The following is a 20,464-nucleotide window of genomic DNA, read 5'->3' on the forward strand; positions in this document are numbered from 1 at the left end:
TCATCATTTATCCCCTTTAAATGACGATCCAAATATAAGAGTCAAGGTATTCGAAGGAGAAGACGATGAAGGTGAGCCGCCAGGAAGCCGAGGAGAACCGCGCCCGCGTGGTGTTGAAAGCGGGCGAACTGTTCCGCGAATACGGCTTTGACGGCATCGGCATCGCCGACCTGATGAAGGCGGCGGGCCTGACGCATGGTGGATTTTACGGCCAGTTCAAATCCAAGGTGGACCTGGCGGCCGAGGCAACGCGCCAGGCGCTGGCGCTCAACATCACCCTGTGGCGGGAGACGATCAACCGCACCCGCGGCAAGGCGCTCAAGGCGATCGCCGGCATGTATCTTTCCCGGCCGAACCTGCTCGTCAGGGCCAAGGGCTGCACCTTCGCCTCGCTCTGCGCCGATGCGTCTCGCCAGGGCGAAGCGGTGCAATCCGTGTTCGCCGAGGGCATCGAAAATCACCTGCGGCTGCTGCAGGAGATCGTCGACGGCGAAGGCGACGAAGAAAGGCGACGCAAGTCGATCGTCGTCCTGTCCCAGATGGTCGGCGGGCTGACGCTCGCCCGCGCGGTCGGCGATGCGCCGCTTGCAGCGGAGATCCTCGCCGCCCTTCGCGACGAGCTGGAGACACGGCACTAAACCTTTATGGCGCAACGGAAAATTCACCTTACAGCCCTGCGCATCCAAGAATTTGTTCCCGAATGCCCCGCAGAGGAATTTCCTGCCTGTGCGGCCAGCATTTTCGCTGGCAATATGCTGAAAAATGGCTGGACGCAGGAGAGCGCAATGACGATCGCCAACCTATCCCGACGGACCCTTTTGCAGGTGGGCGGTACACTGCTCGCCTCGACGGCTTTGCCGACTTTCGCCCTTGCTCAGGGCGCCGGCAACCGGCTGATCGTCGCTGCAGACTCCGAACCTAAAAACCTCAACCCGGCGATCGTCGCCTCGAACGGAGTGTTCTTCATCGCCAGCAAGGTGATCGAGCCGCTGGCAGAAGCCTCCTTCGATGGCAAGGACGGCCTGGCGCCGCGCCTCGCAACCTCCTGGGAAGGCTCGGCTGACGGTAAGTCGGTCACTTTCAAGCTGCGTGAGGGCGTGAAATGGCATGACGGCAAGCCGTTCACCTCGGCCGACGTCGCCTATTCGGCACTCAGCATCTGGAAGCCGCTGCAGAACCTCGGCCGCCTCGTCTTCGCCAATCTCGAAGCCGTCGAGACGCCGGACGCGACGACCGCGGTCTTCAAGTTCTCCAAGCCCACGCCGCTGCAGCTGATCCGCAACGCCCTGCCGGTCGTCAGCAGCGTCGTGCCGAAACATCTTTATGAAGGCACGGACATCGCCACCAATCCGGCCAATGTGAAACTGGTCGGCACCGGTCCGTTCAAACTCACAGAATACAAGCCGGGCGAATATTACCGCCTGACCAAGAACGCCGATTATTGGGGCAAGGGCGAACCTAAGATCGACGAGATCATCTTCCGCGTCCTGCCGGACCGCGCCGGCGCCGGCGCGGCGCTTGAAGCCGAAGAGATCCAACTCGCCGCTTTCTCGGCCGTGCCGCTCACCGATCTCGCCCGCATCTCCAAGGTGCCGGGCATCAAGGTGATCTCCAAGGGCTACGAGGCGCTGACCTACCAGCTCGTTGTCGAGATCAACCATCGCCGCAAGGAGCTCGGTGACGTCAAGGTGCGCCAGGCGATCGCCCATGCGATCGACAAGAAATTCGTCGTCGACACGATCTTCCTCGGTTACGCCGCTGCCTCCACCGGCCCCGTGCCGAAGAACGCGCCGGAATTCTACGATGCCAGCGTGCCGACCTACGCTTTCGACATCGCCAAGGCGAACGCCCTGCTCGACGAGGCCGGCTACAAGAAGGGCGCGGGCGGCACCCGCTTCTCGCTGAAACTGCGTCCCGCGCCCTATTTCAACGAAACCAAGCAGTTTGGCGACTACCTGCGCCAGGCGCTGGCGGCCGTCGGCATTGATGCGCAGCTCATCAATGCCGATTCCGCCGCCCACCAGAAGGCGGTCTATACGGATCACGACTACGATCTCGCCATCGGCCCACCGGTCTTCCGCGGCGACCCGGCGATCTCGACGACTATTCTCGTCCAGTCCGGCATTCCGGCCGGCGTGCCTTTCTCCAATCAGGGCGGCTACGAGAACAAGGAGCTCGACGGCATCATCGGCCGGGCCTCCGAAACTATCGACACTGCGGCCCGCACGGAACTTTACAAGCAGTTCCAGAAGATCGTCGCCACCGACCTGCCGCTGATCAACGTCGCCGAATGGGGCTTCATCACGGTAGCGCGCGATACGGTTTCGAACGTCTCCAACAATCCGCGCTGGGCAGTCTCGAACTGGTCGGATACCGCGCTGAAATCGTGATAGGCTTGACGGACTATCCGATTCAGAGGCGCTTTCCGGCGTGAACCGTGCCATTCGATTGATCCGACGTCGCGCGATCAGCAGCATTCCGGTGCTGCTGATCGTCATCGTCCTGACCTTCCTTCTGCTCGAATCCGCCTCCGGCGATGCGGTGGATGCCTATCTCCTGTCGATCGGCGGTGGCGACGCGACCATCGCCCAGTCGCTGCGGCAGGCCTATGGTCTCGACCAGTCGATGCTCGCCCGGCTGTGGCTCTATTTTTCGTCGCTGGCGAGGCTCGATCTCGGCTGGTCGGTCGCTTTCGGACGACCGGTTCTCGACCTCATTCTTGAGCGCCTGCCAAACACCCTGCTGCTGATGGGCAGCGCCACGGCACTTTCCTTCGGGCTCGGTTCCGCGCTCGGCATTGTCGCCGGTGCAAAGCCTGAAAGTATAAGGGACAGAGTGCTTTCGACCGGTTCCCTCATTCTTTACGCGATCCCCAGCTTCTGGCTGGGCCTGGTGCTCAGCATCGTCTTTGCCGTGCAGCTCCGCTGGCTGCCGACCTCGGGTATCGAGACGATCGCCTCCGGCAAAGTCGGGCTTGCCCGCGCCATGGATATCGCCCGGCACCTCGTCCTGCCGGTCGGCGCTCTGGCGCTGATCTACATGGCGCTGTTCCTGCGGGTGATGCGCTCCGGCATGGCCGAGGCCTGGACGCTGGATTTCGTGCTGTTCGCCCGCTCCAAGGGCCTCTCCCGCAGCCGCATCGTGCTGCGCCATGTGGCGCGCAATGCGCTTCTGCCGCTCGTCACCATGCTCGGCCTGCAATCGGCCGCCGTGCTCGGCGGCAGCGTCGTCATCGAGAGCATTTTTGCCATTCCCGGTTTCGGCCGGCTGGCGCAGGAGGCCGTCAGCGGCCGCGATACGCCGCTGCTGATGGGCATCATCGTCGTCAGCGCTGTGCTGGTCATCTGCGTCAATCTCCTCGTCGATCTCGTTTATGCCGCCCTCGACCCCCGTGTCGGTGCCTCGGAGCCCAATTCATGAGGCTCCTTCGCGATCTCATCCGGACGCCGGAAGGCGCGATCGGGCTCGGCATCCTGGCGGCTCTGGTGCTCGTGGCATTGTTCGCGCCGATGCTGTCCCTCGGCGATCCGTTGCGCATCGCCGGCCGGGCGCTGCTGCCGCCCTTCACCGACCCCGCCTTTCCGCTCGGCACCGACCGGCTCGGCCGCGATGTGCTGGCCGGCATCCTCCACGGAACCCGCACCTCGCTGGCGGTCGGCCTTGCGGCGGCGCTGGCGGCGATTGCCATCGGCCTATGCGTCGGCCTGACGGCCGGCTTTGCCGGCGGCCTGGTCGACGAGGGGCTGATGCGCGTCGTCGACGCCTTCCAGATCGTCCCGAGCTTCCTGCTGGCGCTCGCTTTCGTCAGTGTCATCGGCGCCTCGGTGCCGGTCGTGGTGCTGGCGATCGCGCTCGGCGCCTGGGCTGATCCGGCGCGGCTGACGCGGGCGCAGGTGCTTTCCATCCGCGAGCGGGACTATGTCGCGTCCGCCCGGGTGATCGGCATGCACCCGGCCGAAATCGCCTTCCGGGAAATCCTACCCAACGCCCTGCCACCGGTTCTGGCGCTGTCCGCGATCATCGTCGCAGCGGCGATCCTCACCGAAGCCGCCCTTTCCTTCCTCGGCCTCGGCGATCCGAACGTGGTCACCTGGGGCTCGATGATTGCAGAGGGCCGGAACATCCTGCGCTCCTCGCCGTCGCTGTCGATCATCCCGGGTATCGCCCTGGTGGTCACGGTGGTCGGCGTCTACCTCTTCAGCGAAGGCCTCACCAAGGCGCTTGGCGGTCGGAGGCTAGAGCCATGAGCACGCTTTGCCAGATCAGAAACCTGTCGGTCACCTATCGTGGCCAGACGCTGCCGGCGCTGAACCAGATCGACCTCGATATCGCCGCCGGCGAACGTCTGGCGATCATCGGCGAAAGCGGGTCCGGCAAAAGTACGCTCGCCCGCGCCTTGGCCGGCCTCTTGCCGCCGGGTGCCCGGCTGGCAGGCGAGATGCGATGGTCCTCCGGCCTGACGCCATTGCCCGGCCGCGATCTCGGCTTCGTTTTCCAGGACCCGTCCTCCAGCCTCAACCCGGTGCTCCGCGTCGGCGAACAGGTGGCCGAAGGCGCCCGCCGACATCTCCGCCTGTCCTGGACAGAGGCCTATGCCCATGCGCTAAAAATGCTGGAGCGAGTCCGCATTCCGGAGCCGGATAAGGCGATGAAAGCCTTTCCGCATCAACTTTCCGGCGGCCAGCGCCAGCGCGTCGCGATTGCCGCCGCCCTTGCCGCAAAACCGGGCATCCTGATTGCCGACGAGGCCACCAGCGCGCTCGACATGGTCGTGCAGGCCGAGATCGTCTCGCTGCTCGACGAGCTGGTAAGGGAGGCCGGCATGACGCTGATCTTCATCACCCACGATATCGCGCTGGCTTCGGGCTTTGCAGACCGCGTGGCGATCTTCAAGGATGGCAGGCTGGTGGAATCGGGCCTGACCGACTCCGTCCTCACCTCTCCCAAAGAGGCTTACACAAAAACGCTGATCGCCAGCCATCGCGACCTCACGACGCCGCCGCTCATCCGGGAGGCCGTGCTGTGACCCTGCTGGCGATCGAAAACCTCTCGAAACGTTTTTCCTCCGGCGGCCGTGAGGTCGCGGCGGTCAACGATGTTTCGTTGACGCTTGAACCCGGCGAGACGCTTGGCCTGGTCGGCGCTTCGGGCAGCGGCAAATCCACCCTCGCCCGTATCCTGATGCAGTTGCTGCCGGCCGATGCCGGCTGCATCCGGTTCGAGGGCGAGGATTGGCTCACGCTGTCCGGCGCCGACCTGCGCCGCCGCCGTGCCCGGATGCAGATGGTGTTTCAGGACGTGCTGGGCGCCTTCAACCCGCGCGCCACCGTTGCCTCGGTCTTGGATGATCCATTGCGCATCCACGACATCGTGCCGAAAGCCGAGCGAACGAGGGAGATCGCAGCGCTGCTCGATCGCGTCGGCCTGCCCGCGAACTATGCAGAGCGGTCGATCCGCGAGGTTTCCGGCGGCCAGCGGCAGCGCATCGCCATTGCCCGCGCCATCGCTACAAAACCGTCGCTGATCGTGCTCGACGAGGCTGTTTCGGCCTTGGATGTCTCCATCCGCAGCAAGATCCTCGAACTGCTGGTCGAGTTGCAGGAAGAGCGCGTCATCAGCTATCTTTTCGTCTCGCATGATCTCGCCGTCCTGCGCGCCGTCTCGCATCGGATCGCGGTCATGGAAACCGGCCGGCTGGTCGAGACCGGGCCGATGCGGCAAGTGATCGAAAACCCGCAATCTTCGGCGGCCAGGGCCCTGATTGGTGCCGTACCACGCCTTGTGACAGAGCCAACGGAAGGACCTTCCCATGACGTTTGACCGCTGGAACCCGCTGAACGACGCCCCCTCCTTCCCTGCGGCGCGTTATGCTGCGATTGCCGACCGGATCGCCAAAATCCTGAAGACCCGCAACGACGTGCTGCTGATCCAGGCGGAAGCTGTTGTCGCGCTCGAGGCGGCTGCTCTCAGTCTCGCCCGCCCCGGCCTGAAGGCGATCAACATCGTCACGAGCATGTATGGCGGCTGGTTCGGCACCTGGCTCAGGCGTGGCGGTGCGGAGGTTGTCGATCTCGCCGCAGAGCCCGCACGCCCGATCGGGCTGGAAGCGGTCGAGGCGGCGCTGAATGCACATCCGGACATCAAGGTCCTGGCCCTCGTCCATGCGGAATCGGCAAGCGGCATCCGCAACCCGCTGGAGGAGATCGTCGCGCTCGCCCGCTCGCGCGGTATCGTCACGGTGGTGGATGCGGTCGCTTCGATCGGCGGCCATGCACTTGGCATCGACGAACTCGGCATCGACATCGCCGTTATCGGACCGCAGAAGGCGCTGGCAGGACCGGCCGGGGTTTCGGCGCTCTCCGTCAGCCCTGCCGCCTGGAAACTGATTTCTGAACAAGGGGCGCCAAGGGATTCGATTCTCTCGCTTCTAGACCAGAAAGCCTGGCTCGAAACTGGCCGCGGCGCACTATCCGGCACCACCGCCCCGCTGGAATTCTTTGCGCTCGAAGCGGCCCTCGATCGCGTCGAGGCGGAAGGTATCGACGCGATCGTTGCCAGGCATGTCCGCGCGGCCCGTGCGACCCGTGCGGCGCTCGTCGCGATGGGCGGCGAACTCTGGATCGACGCCCTGCATGGCTCCAACTTGGTGACGACCGCCAAGCTTCCGGCCGCAGCCGATCCGGCCGCCGTGCTCTCCGTCGCCCCGCGCGGCATCGAGCTTTCGGCCGGCGTCGGCCCCGGCGCCGAGCGGCTGATCCGGCTGAACCATACCGGCCAGCGTGCCCGTTTCGATATCGTGCTCGGCAATCTGACCGCTTATGGCATGGCCCTTCGAAGGCGTGGGTTCAAGGCGGACATATCCGCGGCGGTTGATGCCATCGCTCTGCATTACGGCGACTAGTTAGAAGCCTTTTTCGATCAGCCAGTCACGGGCGATCATCTCGTCCTCGGTGCCGATACCATGATTGGCGTCAAGCGTTCTGGCGGTGACTTCCGCTCCGTCGGCGAAAAGCCGCTCTTCGAGTTCCCGGGCCAGCGAACCGTAAAAATCGTCGGTTGCGCTGAGCGACAGGACCTGGGCGCCCGTAAGATCGACGGCTGGCCGATCCTCCAGGCAGTTCATCGACCGCAGCAGGACCGCTCTGCGGATCAGGTCCGGATGAAGCTGCATCACCGCACCGATCATGTTGCCGCCGTTGGACCAGCCGGCAAATACCGTCCGCGCCGGATCGACGCCATAGGCTGGACCGAGTTCCTCCACGAAGGCGACGAAGGCCTCCGCTTCCGAGACGATCTCCTTCTGATCGAACGTCATCTCCGTGAAACGACGAAAATATCGCGGATGCCCCTCGTCCGTGGACCGCCCGCGCACCCCGATCAGCATGGCGTTCGGAGCCGCCTTGCGGCCGAAGGGCAGCATGGTCGTCTCATTGCCGCCGCTGCCGTGCATCAGCACCAGCGTCGAACCGTCCCATCTTTCCGGCATGTGGATGCGGTGCACGAAAGGCAGGTCGCGATAGATGATGCGTTCCTCCCCCGGCAGGCCGAATTGCGGCAGCATCACCCGCAAGACGTCGTGGTCCTCCTTGAAATGCGCCGGGATGAATAGCTCGGACCCCAGCGTTTCAACCGGCTCGTCGGCCGTGAAACCCGGCCCGTCCGTCGCAAGTTCGATCAGCGTACCGGACGGCTCGCGGACATAGAGCGAATGGAAATAATGCCGGTCATGCATGTTCATCTCGCCGGCATCTTCCGCCAGCAATCCCGCATGCACCGCCTCGACCTCGGGCCGATCGACGGCGCGAAACGCGATATGGTCGATCGTGCCGGTGCCGGGTGCCGCAGTCCAGAAACCGCCCGCATCACGGACATCGACGATATCTCGCGCATCAGACACCAGCCGCTGGATATTACCGTCCTTCGACCCGAGCCTGAGCCCCATGTGGCGTGTCAAAAACTCAGCCGTCTGCTCCGGTTTTTCGGAAAGGATCGTCGCCCCATAGAGTTTTCGGATCGCATCCACCTCGCTTATGCCGCCGCCGCTCCACCAGACCCAGGGCGTCGTCTCCTCGACGCCGACGAGCTTGACGATGATCCCGTCCGGATCGATCAGCCGCAACACCGGTTCCCCGAATTCCTGGGCCGGGCCGGAAAGCTTGACGTTGAACTGCAGCGCGCGCGTCAGCCAGAAACCGATTGCCTCGGGCGCAATCGCGAAACCGATCTCGCTCGGCGCGCCATGCCCGACACGCCCGAGCGAGCCGTCCTCCCAGGCAAGAAAGGTCACCAGCGAACCGGGTGTCGCCGCACCATCCCCGTAGAACAGATGCAGCTGGCGAGCGTCCTCGAAGCCGGCCGTCCGCTTGACGAGCCGCAGGCCGAGGAAACCTGCGTAGAAATCGACATTCGACTGGATCTTGCGGGTGATGGCGGTGATGTGATGAAGGCCGCTGGTCATGCGAAAGCCAAACCTCTTTCATGTGAGTTATGACGCGACGATATCAGGCTGGAACTGACCTAGCGATATGCACGGAGACAAAAGAAAGCGCGGTCAACATCCTGATGGGCATTCTCCCTCCCGCATCCGCATGCTCAGGCATTGGAATACCGAGAGGCCCGTTGCTGAAAATTCAGGCGACACACAGATCAAAAAATCATCACAAGGGTTTCGTTTTCGGTCCAAATCGGTTGACTGATCAGCTTCAGTATGCAGGCTAGATCCAAGTCTCGAATCTTCATCTCATAATGGCCGTCTTTCCGGATATTTTTCCGGCTCTGTAATTCATTTTGGAATAAAACCGTGAGCAGCGATGCAACAGTTCGCGTCGCGAAGCCGTCGGCTTCGTTGGCGCTGGTGAATGCGGCAGGTTGGGGCAAAGGCTTCTCGATACTGACCCGCATTACCGTCATGGCCTTCCGTCATCCGTGGCAATCGAGCTTCGCGATCGGCGCGACCCTGATCGCCTCCAGCTTCCAGCTGATGATCCCGCGGCTGCTCGGTCAGGCGGTGGATCACACGCAGGTGGCACTGACCGGCGGTGATGCCGGCCAGGCGGCCCAGGATGCGCTGTTGACGACAGCACTGCTCCTACTCGGCGCCAGCGTGCTGCGCGGCATCTTCACCCTGTTCCAGAACTATTTCAGCGAGGCGGTCGGCCATCATATGGGCTACCGCCTCAGGCTCGCCTGTTACGAAAAGATCCAGCGGCTCTCCTTCAGCTTCCATGACAGCATGCATTCGGGCGACCTGATCACCGTCGGGCTGCTCGACCTCGAAGGCGTGCGCATGTATTTCTCGACCGCGCTGGTGCGCATGGTTTTGCTGACCGTGCTGATCGGCATCGGCGCCTATCTTCTGCTGTCGACCGACGTGGTGCTCGGACTGCTGGCCCTGAGCTTCGTGCCCTTCGTCGGCTGGCGGTCGTCGGTGACCCAGCTCCGGCTACGCGCCACCTGGCTCGACCTGCAGGAACGGCTTTCGGTGCTGACCCGCGTCATGGAAGAAAACCTCGGCGGCATCCGCGTCGTGCGTGCCTTCGCCGCCCAGGACCACGAACTCGACAAGTTCGAGGTGGCGTCGAAGAGCGCGGTATCGCTGGCACATCAGCGCGTCGGCATCCGCGTCGCCAATACCAGCGCCATGACGCTGTCCTTCTTCGCCTCCATGGGCCTCGTGCTCTGGGTCGGCGGCACCAAGGTGATGGCCGGCGAAATGACCGTCGGCACGCTCACCTCCTTCCTCACCTTCATGACCATCCTGCAGATGCCGGTGCGCCAGCTCGGCCTGATGGTCAACGCTTTTGCCCGCGCCTCCACCTGCGGCGCGCGCCTGTTCGAACTGCTCGATCTCGATATCGCCATCAAGGACGAAAAGGGCGCCAAGGAGCTGAAGGTCACCGACGGCACGCTGCGGTTCGAAAATGTCGATTTCGCCTATCCAGGCGCCGAAAAGCATCAGGTCCTGACCGATGTGTCCTTGGAGGCGAAGCGCGGCGAGACGATCGGCATCGTCGGGCCGCCCGGCAGCGGCAAATCGACCATGGCGCACCTGATCCCGCGTTTCTACGATGTGACGGGCGGAAGGATCACCATCGACGGCCAGGACATCCGCCACGCCACGCTGCAGTCGCTGCGCCGGTCGGTGGCCGTGGTCCAGCAGGACAGCTTCCTGTTCACGACGACGATCGAGAACAACATCGCCTATGGCGACCCCTGGGCCAAGGAAGGCCGCATCGAGCGCGCCAGCGAAAGCGCCCAGCTCCACAATTACGTGCTCGGGCTGCCGACCGGTTACGGCACCGTCGTCGGCGAACGCGGCGTTTCGCTCTCCGGCGGCCAGCGCCAACGCCTGTCGATCGCCCGCGCGCTGATGCTGCGGCCGGCGGTGATGGTGTTCGACGACTCGACGGCGGCAATCGATGCCGGCACCGAACAGCGCATTCGTAGCGCCATGCGCAGATACGCCGCCGACCGGGTGACGATCATCGTCGCCCATCGCCTGAGCTCGCTGATGCATGCCGACCGCATCCTGTTCATGGAAGAAGGCCGCATCGTCGAAAGCGGAACGCATGACGAGCTGTTGGCGCTCGGCGGCCGCTACAAGGCGCTTTACGATCTGCAGGTACGTCCAGGCGACGACGCACTCAGCGCCTGAGGGAGGATACATGGCCGAGGAACTGGAAACCGAACGCTCCGACGTTCGTGACGACGGCAGGCGCCCGCCCCGCGCGGTGGTCGGCTCGCATCGCATCGAAGAGGAAATCTTCGGCAAGGTCTTCGACAGCGATATCGTCAGACGCATCTGGGGTTTCGTGCGGCCTTATCGTACCAAGATCTATTGGGCCGTGCTTGCGGTACTGACCTTCACGGCGATGCAGCTCCTCATCCCGCTGATCATCCGCTACGCGATCGACCACGGCATGCAGGCTGGCAGCGACAGCCAGTCGATATTGATCTGGTCGATCGTTGCCTTTCTTGTGGCGATCCTCATCAATTTCGCGGCCAGCTATGCGCAGGAAACGCTGGTCGGCGGCGTCGCCGAAGACGTGCTCTTCGATATCCGCAGGGCGATGTTCACCCATCTGCAGCGCGTCTCGCTCTCCTGGATGGACAAGACGGAAGTCGGACGACTGATGTCGCGCCTGCAGGGCGACGTCAATTCCATGCAGGAATTCCTCGAAACCTCGGTTCTCTCGGTCGGCGACATCACCCTTTTGTTCGGCATCGTCTTCGTCATGCTGACGCTCGATTTCAAACTCGGCCTGCTGACGCTCTGCGCCCTGCCCGTCCTTTTCGTCGTGCGCCTCTTCTGGCTGCCGCGGGCGCGAAAATCGTTCATGGCCGCGCATGAAACCAACTCGATCGCCAACGGCGCGCTTGCCGAAGCCATCCACGGCGTGCGCGCCGTCCAGAGCATGGACCGCCAGAGCGTCAACTTCACACTCTATGACGACAAGGCCCGCGCCAACCTCAACACGCATCTGAATGCGGCCAAATACGCCCAGGTCATGGTGCCGATCGTCGACTCGTTGACCGGCCTTGCGATGGCGCTGGTCGTCGTGGTCGGCGGCGCCCGCGTGCTCAACCAGGCGCTCGACGTCGGCGTCATGGTCGCCTTCCTGTTCTACATCCAGCGCTTCTTCGACCCGATCCGGTCGCTGACGCTGCAATATTCGGTGATGCAGCGCGCCATGGCATCCGGCCAGCGCCTGACCGAAGTGCTGGATGTACCGGTCGATGTCCAGGATGCGCCGAACGCCAAGGTCCTCACATCGGACATGGACGGCTCGGTCGAATTCAAGGACGTGGTGTTCGGCTACAATCCCAAGCACCCGGTCCTGAAACATGTGAGCTTCAAGGTGAACCCGGGCGAAACGGTCGCGCTGGTCGGCCCAACGGGCTCGGGCAAATCCAGCTGTATGTCGCTGATCCATCGTTTCTACGACGTGCAGCAGGGCCAGGTTCTGGTCGGCGGTCACGACGTGCGCGACCTGACCCAGGAATCGCTCGGCCGGCAGATCGCCATGGTATTGCAGGAGCCGTTCCTGTTCACCGGAACGGTGTTCGAGAACATCCGCTACCACAAGACGGACGCGACCCGCGAACAGGTGATCGAGGCGGCCAAGGCAGTCGGCGCCCATGATTTCATCATGCGCATGCCGGATGGTTACGAAAGCATTCTCGGCCAGCGCGGCGGCAATCTCTCGCTCGGCCAGCGCCAGCTTCTGAGCTTTGCCCGCGCGCTTGTGGCGGATGCGAAAATCCTGGTGCTCGACGAGGCGACCGCCAATATAGACAGCTATACCGAAATGCTGATCCAGAAGGCTTTGGTGAAGCTGCTCGAAGGCCGCACCGGCCTCGTCATCGCCCATCGCCTGGCAACGATCCGAGAGGCCGACCGCATCATCGTGCTGCAGAACGGCGAGCTGATCGAGAGCGGCAATCACCGCGAGCTGATGAAGAACAAAAAGCTCTATTCGAAACTCTACAATCTTAACTACTCGTCCTTCGATGATATCCCCGAGGATGTGATCGAAGAGGCGGTGACCGAGCAGGCGACGTGAAGCCGGTTTGGACCGTTCCACCCGTCGCGCCTGAAGCCGACGCGACACCAGAGCAGCCCACAAAAAAGCCCGGAGGCGTCTGACGCATCCGGGCTTTCAAGTTTCATCAGGCAATCTCGAAGGAAAGCGGCGCCTCAGCGCCGCTGGTTGTAGACGTCGACGCAGACGGCGCCGAGCAGGACCAGGCCCTTGATCACTTGCTGGTAGTCGATGCCGATGCCGAGGATCGACATGCCGTTGTTCATCACGCCCATGATGAAGGCGCCGATGACGGCACCCGTCACCTTGCCGACACCGCCATAGGCGGACGCACCACCGATGAAGCAGGCGGCAATGACGTCGAGTTCGAAACCGATGCCTGCCTTTGGCTGCGCCGTGTTGAGACGGGCTGCGACGATGAGACCACCCAGCGCCGCCAGAACGCCCATGTTGACGAATGTCCAGAAGGTCAGCCGCGTCGTCTTGATGCCCGAAAGTTCGGCGGCGCGGATATTGCCGCCGACGGCATAGATCTGCCGGCCGATGATCGTGCGGTTGGTCAGGAAGCCGTAGGCCGCGATGAGCACCGCCATGATGATCAGCACGTTCGGCATGCCGCGATGCGAGGAGATCAGGAAGGCGACGTAGCCGACGCCGGCGAAGATCAGCAGGTTCTTGGCGATGAAGAAACCGAACGGCTCCGTCTCGACGCCATGTGAAATGCGGCGTTTGCGGCTCGCGATATTCTGCACGATGAGGATCACCGCAAGAACGAGGCCGAGCAGGAGCGAAGTGATGTAGAGACCGCCGGCCGAAGAGATGAGCTCAACGATATAGCCGGACGACAGCTTCTGGAAGATCGGCGGGAACGGCCCGATCGAGCGCCCGTCGAGCACCGAAATCATCAGGCCCTTGAACACGAGCATGCCCGCAAGCGTTACGATGAAGGACGGGATCTTGAAATACGCGACCCAATATCCCTGAACGGCTCCGATCAACCCGCCGAGTGCCAGGCACAGGATCGTCGCGACAATGAAGTTGACGTCATACTGAACCATCAGAACCGCGGCGACCGCCCCGATGAAGCCGGCCACCGAACCGACCGACAGGTCGATATGGCCGGTGACGATCACCATCAGCATGCCAAGCGCCATGATGACGATATAGCTGTTCTGCAGCACCACGTTGGTGATGTTGAGCGGCATCAGAAGAACGCCGCCGGTGGCGACCTGGAAGAAGATGACGATGACAACCAGCGAGATCAGCATGCCGAAATCGCGCAGGTTGTCCTTCAGAAAACCGGCCGCGCTCTGCGGCACCGCGATTGTTTCCTGGGGGGTGCTCATACTTCTCTCCCTTTGCGCCGCATGATGGCGCGCATGATATTTTCCTGCGTGGCCTCTTCGCCGGCGACTTCGCCGACGAACGCACCTTCGTGCATGACCACGATACGGTCGCAAATGCCGATCAGCTCAGGCATTTCCGACGAGATGACGATCACCGCCTTGCCCGCATTGGCGAGCTCGTTGATGATCGTATAGATTTCATATTTCGCGCCGACATCGATGCCGCGCGTCGGTTCGTCGAGGATCAGCACGTCAGGCTCGGTGAACAGCCACTTCGACAATACCACTTTCTGCTGGTTGCCGCCCGAGAGCTTTCCGGTTTCCTGATAGACGTTATGGCTGCGGATGCGCATGCGGGTGCGGAATTCCTGAGCCACCTTCATCTCGGCGATGTCATCGATCACCCCGCGCGAGGAAACCCCGCCGAGATGGGCGAGCGAGACGTTCTTGCGGATGTCCTCCGGCAGGATGAGGCCGAGCTGCTTGCGGTCTTCGGTGACATACGCAAGTTTGGCCTTGATCGCGCGATGCACGTTGGAAAGGTCCACTTCCTTGCCGTGCAGTTTTGCGGTGCCGGTGATGTCGCGGCCCCAGGAGCGGCCGAAAACGCTCATCGCGAACTCGGTGCGGCCTGCGCCCATCAGGCCCGAAATGCCGACGATCTCGCCGGCGCGGGCTTTCAGCGACACGTTCTTGACCACCTGACGATCCGAATGCAGCGGATGGTAGACCGACCAGTTGTCGATCTCGAAAATCACCTCGCCGATCTTCGGCTCGCGCTTCGGATAGCGGCTTTCGAGGTCGCGATCGACCATGCGGCGGATGATCTCGTCTTCTTCGACAGGCCCGGCATGGCAATCGAGGGTGCCTACCGTACGGCCGTCGCGCAGCACCGTGATGCGGTCGGCGACGGCGGAGATTTCGTTGAGTTTGTGGGAAATCAGGATCGACGTGATGCCATGCGCGCGAAACTCCTTCAGGAGTTCGAGGAGCGCAGCACTGTCCGTCTCGTTGAGCGACGCGGTCGGCTCGTCGAGAATGAGCAGCCGCACATCCTTCGAAAGCGCCTTGGCGATCTCGACGAGCTGCTGCTTGCCGACGCCGATATTGGTGATCAGCGTATCTGGCCGTTCAGTAAGGCCCACCTTCGCGAGTAGCGTCTTGGTGCGCTCATGCCGCTCATGCCGCTCGATGACGCCGTAACGCGCCGGCGGGTTGGTGAGGAAAATGTTCTCCGCGATCGACATCAGCGGAATGAGCGCCAGTTCCTGATGGATGATGATAATGCCGAGCTTCTCGGAACCGTTGATGTCGCGGAAGTGGCGTTCTTCACCCGCGAAAAGGATCGAGCCTTCATAGGAGCCGTGCGGATACACACCCGACAGGACCTTCATCAGCGTCGACTTGCCGGCACCGTTTTCGCCGACGAGCGCGTGGATCTCACCTTCCTTGACGGTGAAGCTGACATCGGAAAGCGCCTTGATGGCGCCAAAGCTCTTCGAAATGCCCCGCATTTCTAGAATGGGCGGCTTTTCGGGAAGAGAGACAGGATCGAGCATAATGACTCCGGATAACAGGACCGCGCGGCGGGGTTGCCGCCGCGCGGGTGGAAAGACTTACTTGATCTGCGATTCCTTGTAGTAACCGCTGTCGACCAGAACCTGTTTCCAGTTGGACTTGTCAACCACGACTGGCTTCAGCAGGTAGGAAGGAACGACCTTCTTGCCGTTATCATAGGTCTTGGTATCGTTCACGGTCGGCTCCTTGCCGCTCATGGCCGCATCAACCATATCGACAGTCACCTTAGCAAGATCACGAGTATCCTTGAAGATGGTGGAATACTGTTCGCCGGCAAGGATCGACTTGACCGAAGGCACTTCGGCATCCTGTCCGCTCACGAGCGGCATCGCCATGTTGCCGCTTCCGTAGCCGACGCCCTTCAGGGACGAAAGGATACCGATCGAGATGCCGTCATAAGGCGACAGGACTGCATCCAGCTTCTTGTTGGAATAGGTGGAGGAGAGGATCGCGTCCATACGGGCCTGGGCGGTTGCGCCATCCCAGCGAAGCGTTGCGACCTTGTCCATGCCGACCTGTCCGCTGCCGACCTTCAGCACGCCCTTGTCGATCAGCGGCTGCAGAACGCTCATCGCGCCGTTGTAGAAGAAGAAGGCGTTGTTGTCGTCCGGCGAGCCGCCGAAGAGCTCGATGTTGAACGGGCCCTTCTCGGTGTCTGCCTTGAGACCCTTGACCAGCGAGGTCGCCTGCTGGACGCCGACCTGGAAGTTGTCGAACGTGGCGTAGTAGTCGACATTGGCGCTGTTGCGGATCAGGCGGTCATAGGCGATGACCTTGATCTTCTTGTCGGCAGCCTGCTGCAGCACGTCCGTCAGCGTCGTGCCGTCGATCGAGGCGATCACCAGCACCTTGGCGCCCTTGGTGATCATGTTCTCGATCTGCGAGAGCTGGTTCGGGATATCGTCTTCAGCGTACTGAAGGTCGGTCTTGTAACCGCGCTCTTTCAGAACCTTGACCATGTTGTCGCCGTCGGCGATCCAGCGGGCGGAAGACTTGGTCGGCATGGCGACGCCGACGAGGCCCTTTTCCTGGGCACTGGCCGGAGCCGCGACGACCAGACCGGCCAACATGGCCGCTGTCGCGAGATATTTGAACATTCGCATGGATTACTCCTCCTTTGGAGCGGCTCCCTTCGAGCCGCCAATCTTGTTGTAGGGCGGCCCCTCGCCGCCCTGAGAACCGAAACGGTCAGTGATTGTCGCGCGGAATGCCGTTGGTCTGGGCAATCCGCTGGTATTTGACGGCCGGCTCCAGCACTGCGCCGGTTTCGAGCTGGCCGACATAGTGGCGCTGTATTTCCTGCCAGGGCGTCTGATGCTCCGGATAACGGTATCCCCCGTCGGCTTCCAAAGCCTTGCGGCGCTCTGCCATCTCCTCGTCGGAGATCAGGATGTCCGCGGTGCCGCGACCGACGTCGATGCGCACCCGATCGCCGGTCCGCAGGATCGCGAGACCACCACCGGCGGCGGCTTCCGGCGAGGCATTGAGGATCGACGGGCTGCCCGAGGTTCCCGACTGGCGGCCGTCGCCGATGCAGGCGAGCGACGAGATGCCCTGCTTCAGGAGATAATCCGGGGCGCGCATGTTGACGACCTCGGCAGCACCCGGATACCCGATCGGGCCGGCGCCACGCATGAACAGGACCGTATGCGCGTCGATTTCGAGCGACGGGTCGTCGATCCGGTGATGATAATCCTCCGGCCCGTCGAACACGACCGCCCTGCCTTCGAAGGCTTCCGGATCGTTCGGGTTGGAGAGATAACGCTGACGGAATTCCGGCGAGATGACGCTGGTCTTCATGATCGCCGAAGAGAACAGGTTGCCGCGCAGCACCCGGAAACCCGCATGGGCCTTCAAAGGCTCGTCATAGCGGCGGATGACCTTCTCGTCCTCGATGATCGCGCCACGGCAATTCTCGCCGATCGTCTTGCCGTTGACCGTCATCGCGTCCTCATGGATGAGGCCCTGAGTCATCAGCTGGTTGACGACGGCCGGGACGCCGCCGGCATGATAATAGTCCTCGCCGAGATATTCGCCTGCCGGCTGCAGGTTGACGAGCAGCGGCACTTCCTCGCCGTAGGTCTGCCAGTCGTCGACGGTGAGCTCCACGCCGATGTGACGGGCGAGCGCGTTCAGATGGATCGGCGCGTTGGTCGAACCGCCGATCGCCGAATTGACGCGAATGGCGTTGATGAAGGCTTCCTTGGTCAGGATTTCGGAAGGCTTCAGGTCTTCCTTGACCATCTCGACGATGCGAAGCCCGGTCAGATAGGAGACTTCCTGCCGGTCGCGATAAGGCGCGGGGATTGCAGCAGAGCCCGGAAGCTGCATGCCGAGCGCTTCGGCGAGCGAATTCATTGTCGTCGCCGTGCCCATCGTGTTGCAATAGCCGGTGGACGGCGCCGAGGAGGCAACGAGCTTCACGAAGCCCGCATAATCGATCTCGCCCTTGGCCAGCAGTTCGCGCGCCTTCCAGACGATGGTACCGGAGCCGGTGCGCTCGCCGCGGAACCAGCCGTTCAGCATCGGGCCGACGGAGAGCGCGATCGCCGGAATGTTGACGGTTGCCGCCGCCATAAGACAGGCCGGCGTAGTCTTGTCGCAGCCGATCGTCAGCACGACGCCATCGAGCGGATAACCGTAAAGCACTTCCACAAGGCCGAGATAGGCAAGGTTGCGGTCAAGGCCGGCGGTCGGGCGCTTGCCGGTTTCCTGGATGGGATGGACCGGGAATTCGATGGCGATGCCGCCTGCTTCGCGAATACCCTCGCGCAGACGATGCGCCAGTTCCAGGTGGTGCCGATTGCACGGCGAAAGATCGGAACCCGTCTGGGCGATGCCGATGATCGGCCGGTCGGACTGCAGTTCCGCCTGGCTGAGACCGAAATTCATGTAGCGCTCAAGATAGAGCGCCGTCATATCGACATTCGACGGGTTGTCGAACCACGCGCGCGAGCGGAGCTTTCGGGCCGCCTGGCGGCTCTTGTCGGTTTCGGCGATCTCGTTCGAAGTTACGTTTTCCGAGTTGGTCATCATCAGTCCTCAAATACGTCTGTTTGAATGCGCCGGCCCAGCATAAAGGCATCGGCGACATGCACCAGCGGCGAGAAATCGGCATCGCTGCGGCTTTCGGCCACCAGCGTGACGAAATCACGATAGAGATTGCGGTATTCCCGGTCTTCTTCGACGATCGCGCTTTTGCCATCGACGAAAAGGCGGCTGCCGCCATGGGTCAGAACGATCGGACCCTCGTCGGTCTCCGCACGGATATCCCAGGTCTGCGGTCCGGTCTGGCGCCAGTCGAATTCGGCCGAAACAGGCACGCCGCTATCCGTTTCGAAAGACAGGCTTGCCGCAATCGGCGCCGCCCGGTTGGCCGGGAAGGTCAATTCGGAACGGGTGAGATGAAAGCTCTCCGGCAGGATGCGCGTGACGATCGACAGCGCGTTGATGCCGGGGTCGAAGACGCCGAGGCCACCGGGCTCCCAGATCCAGGCCTGGCCCGGATGCCAGTGGCGGACGTCTTCCTTCCATTCCACCGCAACGCTGCGAATCTTGCGTTTGGCAAGCAGCGCCCGCGCCGGCTCGACGGCAGCGGCAGCCCGCGAATGCCAGGTCGAGAACAGCGAAACGCCCTTCGCCTTGGCGAGTTTTTCCAGCGCGTACACTTCCGAAAGCGTCGCACCCGGCGGCTTTTCGAGCATCACATGCTTGCCGGCATCGAGTGCCGCCTTTGCCTGCTCGAAGCGCCCCACGGGCGGCGTACAGAGAGAGACAGCGTCGAACTTGACGTCCGAGGCGAGCAGGTCGCCGATTTCGTGGAAACAAGCGATGTCATCGAGCTTGGCGTGACGGCTGGCGACGGCGACGAGCTCGATGCCGTCGGTCGCTTCGATCGCGCCGAGATGCTGATCCCTTGCGATCTTTCCAAGCCCGACAATAGCAACGCGGATGGGAGCCATGGCCGCCTCAGAGCTTCTTGATCGTCACGGGCGTGTCCGCCGCGACAGTCAGCCGGTTGACGAGCGGCAGCTTGAAGGGAGCAGCGGAAATCTCGAAAACGTCGCCGGGCTCCGTCTTGATCCCTTCCGAGAATGACAGCGTCGCCGTGCCGAAGAAATGCACATGCAGATCGCCGGGCTGACGGAAGATGTCGTATTTGAAGTTATGGTGTTCGAGATTGGCGATCGTGTGCGACATGTTCGCCTCGCCGGACAGGAACGGCTTTTCGAAGATTACCTCGCCGCCGCGCAGCACGCGGGACGTACCCTCCACGTGGTCCGGCAGGTCACCGACCAGGAGTTCCGCGCCGAGGGCGGCCTGGCGCAGCTTGGAATGGGCGAGCCAGAGGTAGTTGCCCTTCTCCGTCACGTGGTCGGAAAATTCGTTGGCGAGACAGAAGCCCAGCCGGAAGGGCGTGCCGTCCGGACCGATCAGATAGATGCCCGCCAGTTCCGGCTCCTCGCCGCCGTCGAGCGCAAAGGCCGGCGACACGAGATCACTGCCGGTGGCGCGAAGCTGCGAGCCGTTGCCCTTATAGAACCATTCCGGCTGCACGCCGGCCTCACCGGGCTTCGGCTTGCCGCCTTCGACGCCCATCAGGAACATGCGCATGGAATCGGTCGGCTTTTCCGCCGACTGCGCCGCCTTGTGCATCTTGTCACGGCCATCGGCCGAGCCGAGATGGGTCAATCCGGTGCCGGCAACGATGAAATGCGCTGGGTCCGGATGGGTGATCGGCAGGCCAAGGCGACCCTCGCCCGCGGCCTTTTCAAGATCGACGACATCGCCGAGACCGGCCGTGTCGATACGCTGAGCCAAAGTCCGGCCGGCGGCAATCGCCTGGGAGGCGAGGTCATAGGTTGACGAAACGCCGTTGACCGCGCGGGCAGCACCTTCGCCATCCCACGCGACGACAATAGACGCACCAGCGCCATTCACGACCTGAAGAACCCGCAACATCGATTTCATCACCCAAATGCTTCCAATATCAACATG

The 20,464-nt window shown here is 62.7% G+C and carries 16 protein-coding genes; 9 read left to right on the plus strand and 7 right to left on the minus strand.

All coding sequences use genetic code 11. The annotated features are described in order from the left end of the window. Nucleotides 1-65: 65 nt before the first annotated feature. The 7 genes from RG540_RS11275 (at nucleotide 66) to RG540_RS11305 (ending at nucleotide 6,901) form a co-directional block, all read left to right on the plus strand. Nucleotides 66-638, plus strand: coding sequence for a TetR/AcrR family transcriptional regulator (locus tag RG540_RS11275; RefSeq protein WP_038587810.1), 573 nt, complete (start codon nucleotides 66-68; stop codon nucleotides 636-638). A 147-nt stretch (nucleotides 639-785) separates the two neighbouring features. Continuing rightward, entirely contained in the window at nucleotides 786-2,390 is a 1,605-nt protein-coding gene (locus RG540_RS11280) for an ABC transporter substrate-binding protein (RefSeq protein WP_038593569.1), read from the plus strand. 40 nt (nucleotides 2,391-2,430) lie between these two features. Beyond that, nucleotides 2,431-3,420: an ABC transporter permease gene (locus RG540_RS11285; RefSeq protein WP_038587812.1), complete on the plus strand. Its 990-nt coding sequence runs from the start codon at nucleotides 2,431-2,433 to the stop codon at nucleotides 3,418-3,420. Further along, nucleotides 3,417-4,247, plus strand: coding sequence for an ABC transporter permease (locus tag RG540_RS11290; protein WP_038587815.1), 831 nt, complete (start codon nucleotides 3,417-3,419; stop codon nucleotides 4,245-4,247). Before RG540_RS11285 ends, RG540_RS11290 begins: the two co-directional genes overlap by 4 nt. After that, nucleotides 4,244-5,026, plus strand: a complete 783-nt coding sequence (locus RG540_RS11295; protein ID WP_038587817.1) for an ABC transporter ATP-binding protein — start codon at nucleotides 4,244-4,246, stop codon at nucleotides 5,024-5,026. The genes RG540_RS11290 and RG540_RS11295 overlap by 4 nt, the downstream gene beginning before the upstream one ends. Further along, complete coding sequence (locus tag RG540_RS11300; protein WP_038587820.1) at nucleotides 5,023-5,820, plus strand: ABC transporter ATP-binding protein; 798 nt, start codon at nucleotides 5,023-5,025, stop codon at nucleotides 5,818-5,820. Before RG540_RS11295 ends, RG540_RS11300 begins: the two co-directional genes overlap by 4 nt. Continuing rightward, nucleotides 5,810-6,901, plus strand: coding sequence for a pyridoxal-phosphate-dependent aminotransferase family protein (locus tag RG540_RS11305; RefSeq protein ID WP_038587824.1), 1,092 nt, complete (start codon nucleotides 5,810-5,812; stop codon nucleotides 6,899-6,901). The genes RG540_RS11300 and RG540_RS11305 overlap by 11 nt, the downstream gene beginning before the upstream one ends. Here the strand turns inward: RG540_RS11305 and RG540_RS11310 are convergent, their stop codons facing one another. Beyond that, nucleotides 6,902-8,458: a prolyl oligopeptidase family serine peptidase gene (locus RG540_RS11310; RefSeq protein ID WP_038587827.1), complete on the minus strand. Its 1,557-nt coding sequence runs from the start codon at nucleotides 8,456-8,458 to the stop codon at nucleotides 6,902-6,904. A 342-nt stretch (nucleotides 8,459-8,800) separates the two neighbouring features. Here RG540_RS11310 and RG540_RS11315 point away from each other — a divergent pair, with 342 nt between their 5' ends. Beyond that, complete coding sequence (locus RG540_RS11315) at nucleotides 8,801-10,654, plus strand: ABC transporter ATP-binding protein (RefSeq protein ID WP_174479283.1); 1,854 nt, start codon at nucleotides 8,801-8,803, stop codon at nucleotides 10,652-10,654. Nucleotides 10,655-10,664: 10 nt separating this feature from the next. Next, the gene (locus RG540_RS11320) at nucleotides 10,665-12,563 is read left to right on the plus strand and encodes an ABC transporter ATP-binding protein (RefSeq protein WP_038587830.1); all 1,899 of its coding nucleotides are present in this window, start codon (nucleotides 10,665-10,667) and stop codon (nucleotides 12,561-12,563) included. Between the two features lie 134 nt (nucleotides 12,564-12,697). Here the strand turns inward: RG540_RS11320 and mmsB are convergent, their stop codons facing one another. From mmsB to araD1, 6 genes are all read right to left on the minus strand, one after another. Further along, nucleotides 12,698-13,888, minus strand: coding sequence for a multiple monosaccharide ABC transporter permease (mmsB, locus tag RG540_RS11325; RefSeq protein ID WP_038543709.1), 1,191 nt, complete (start codon nucleotides 13,886-13,888; stop codon nucleotides 12,698-12,700). Beyond that, the gene (gene mmsA, locus RG540_RS11330; RefSeq protein WP_038543711.1) at nucleotides 13,885-15,447 is read right to left on the minus strand and encodes a multiple monosaccharide ABC transporter ATP-binding protein; all 1,563 of its coding nucleotides are present in this window, start codon (nucleotides 15,445-15,447) and stop codon (nucleotides 13,885-13,887) included. The genes mmsB and mmsA overlap by 4 nt, the downstream gene beginning before the upstream one ends. Before the next feature lie 57 nt (nucleotides 15,448-15,504). Then, on the minus strand, nucleotides 15,505-16,536 hold the full coding sequence (gene chvE / locus RG540_RS11335; protein ID WP_244446674.1) for a multiple monosaccharide ABC transporter substrate-binding protein: 1,032 nt from the start codon (nucleotides 16,534-16,536) through the stop codon (nucleotides 15,505-15,507). 118 nt (nucleotides 16,537-16,654) lie between these two features. Beyond that, nucleotides 16,655-18,499, minus strand: a complete 1,845-nt coding sequence (locus tag RG540_RS11340) for an IlvD/Edd family dehydratase (RefSeq protein WP_157884651.1) — start codon at nucleotides 18,497-18,499, stop codon at nucleotides 16,655-16,657. Between the two features lie 2 nt (nucleotides 18,500-18,501). After that, a complete protein-coding gene (locus RG540_RS11345; RefSeq protein WP_038587837.1) occupies nucleotides 18,502-19,428 on the minus strand; it encodes a Gfo/Idh/MocA family protein in 927 nt (308 codons plus the stop codon). A 7-nt stretch (nucleotides 19,429-19,435) separates the two neighbouring features. Beyond that, nucleotides 19,436-20,428: an AraD1 family protein gene (gene araD1 / locus RG540_RS11350; RefSeq protein ID WP_038593575.1), complete on the minus strand. Its 993-nt coding sequence runs from the start codon at nucleotides 20,426-20,428 to the stop codon at nucleotides 19,436-19,438. Between the last annotated feature and the right edge of the window lie 36 nt (nucleotides 20,429-20,464).

The organism is Neorhizobium galegae bv. orientalis str. HAMBI 540 (genome assembly GCF_000731315.1).
GTDB classification, from domain to species: Bacteria; Pseudomonadota; Alphaproteobacteria; order Rhizobiales; family Rhizobiaceae; genus Neorhizobium; species Neorhizobium galegae.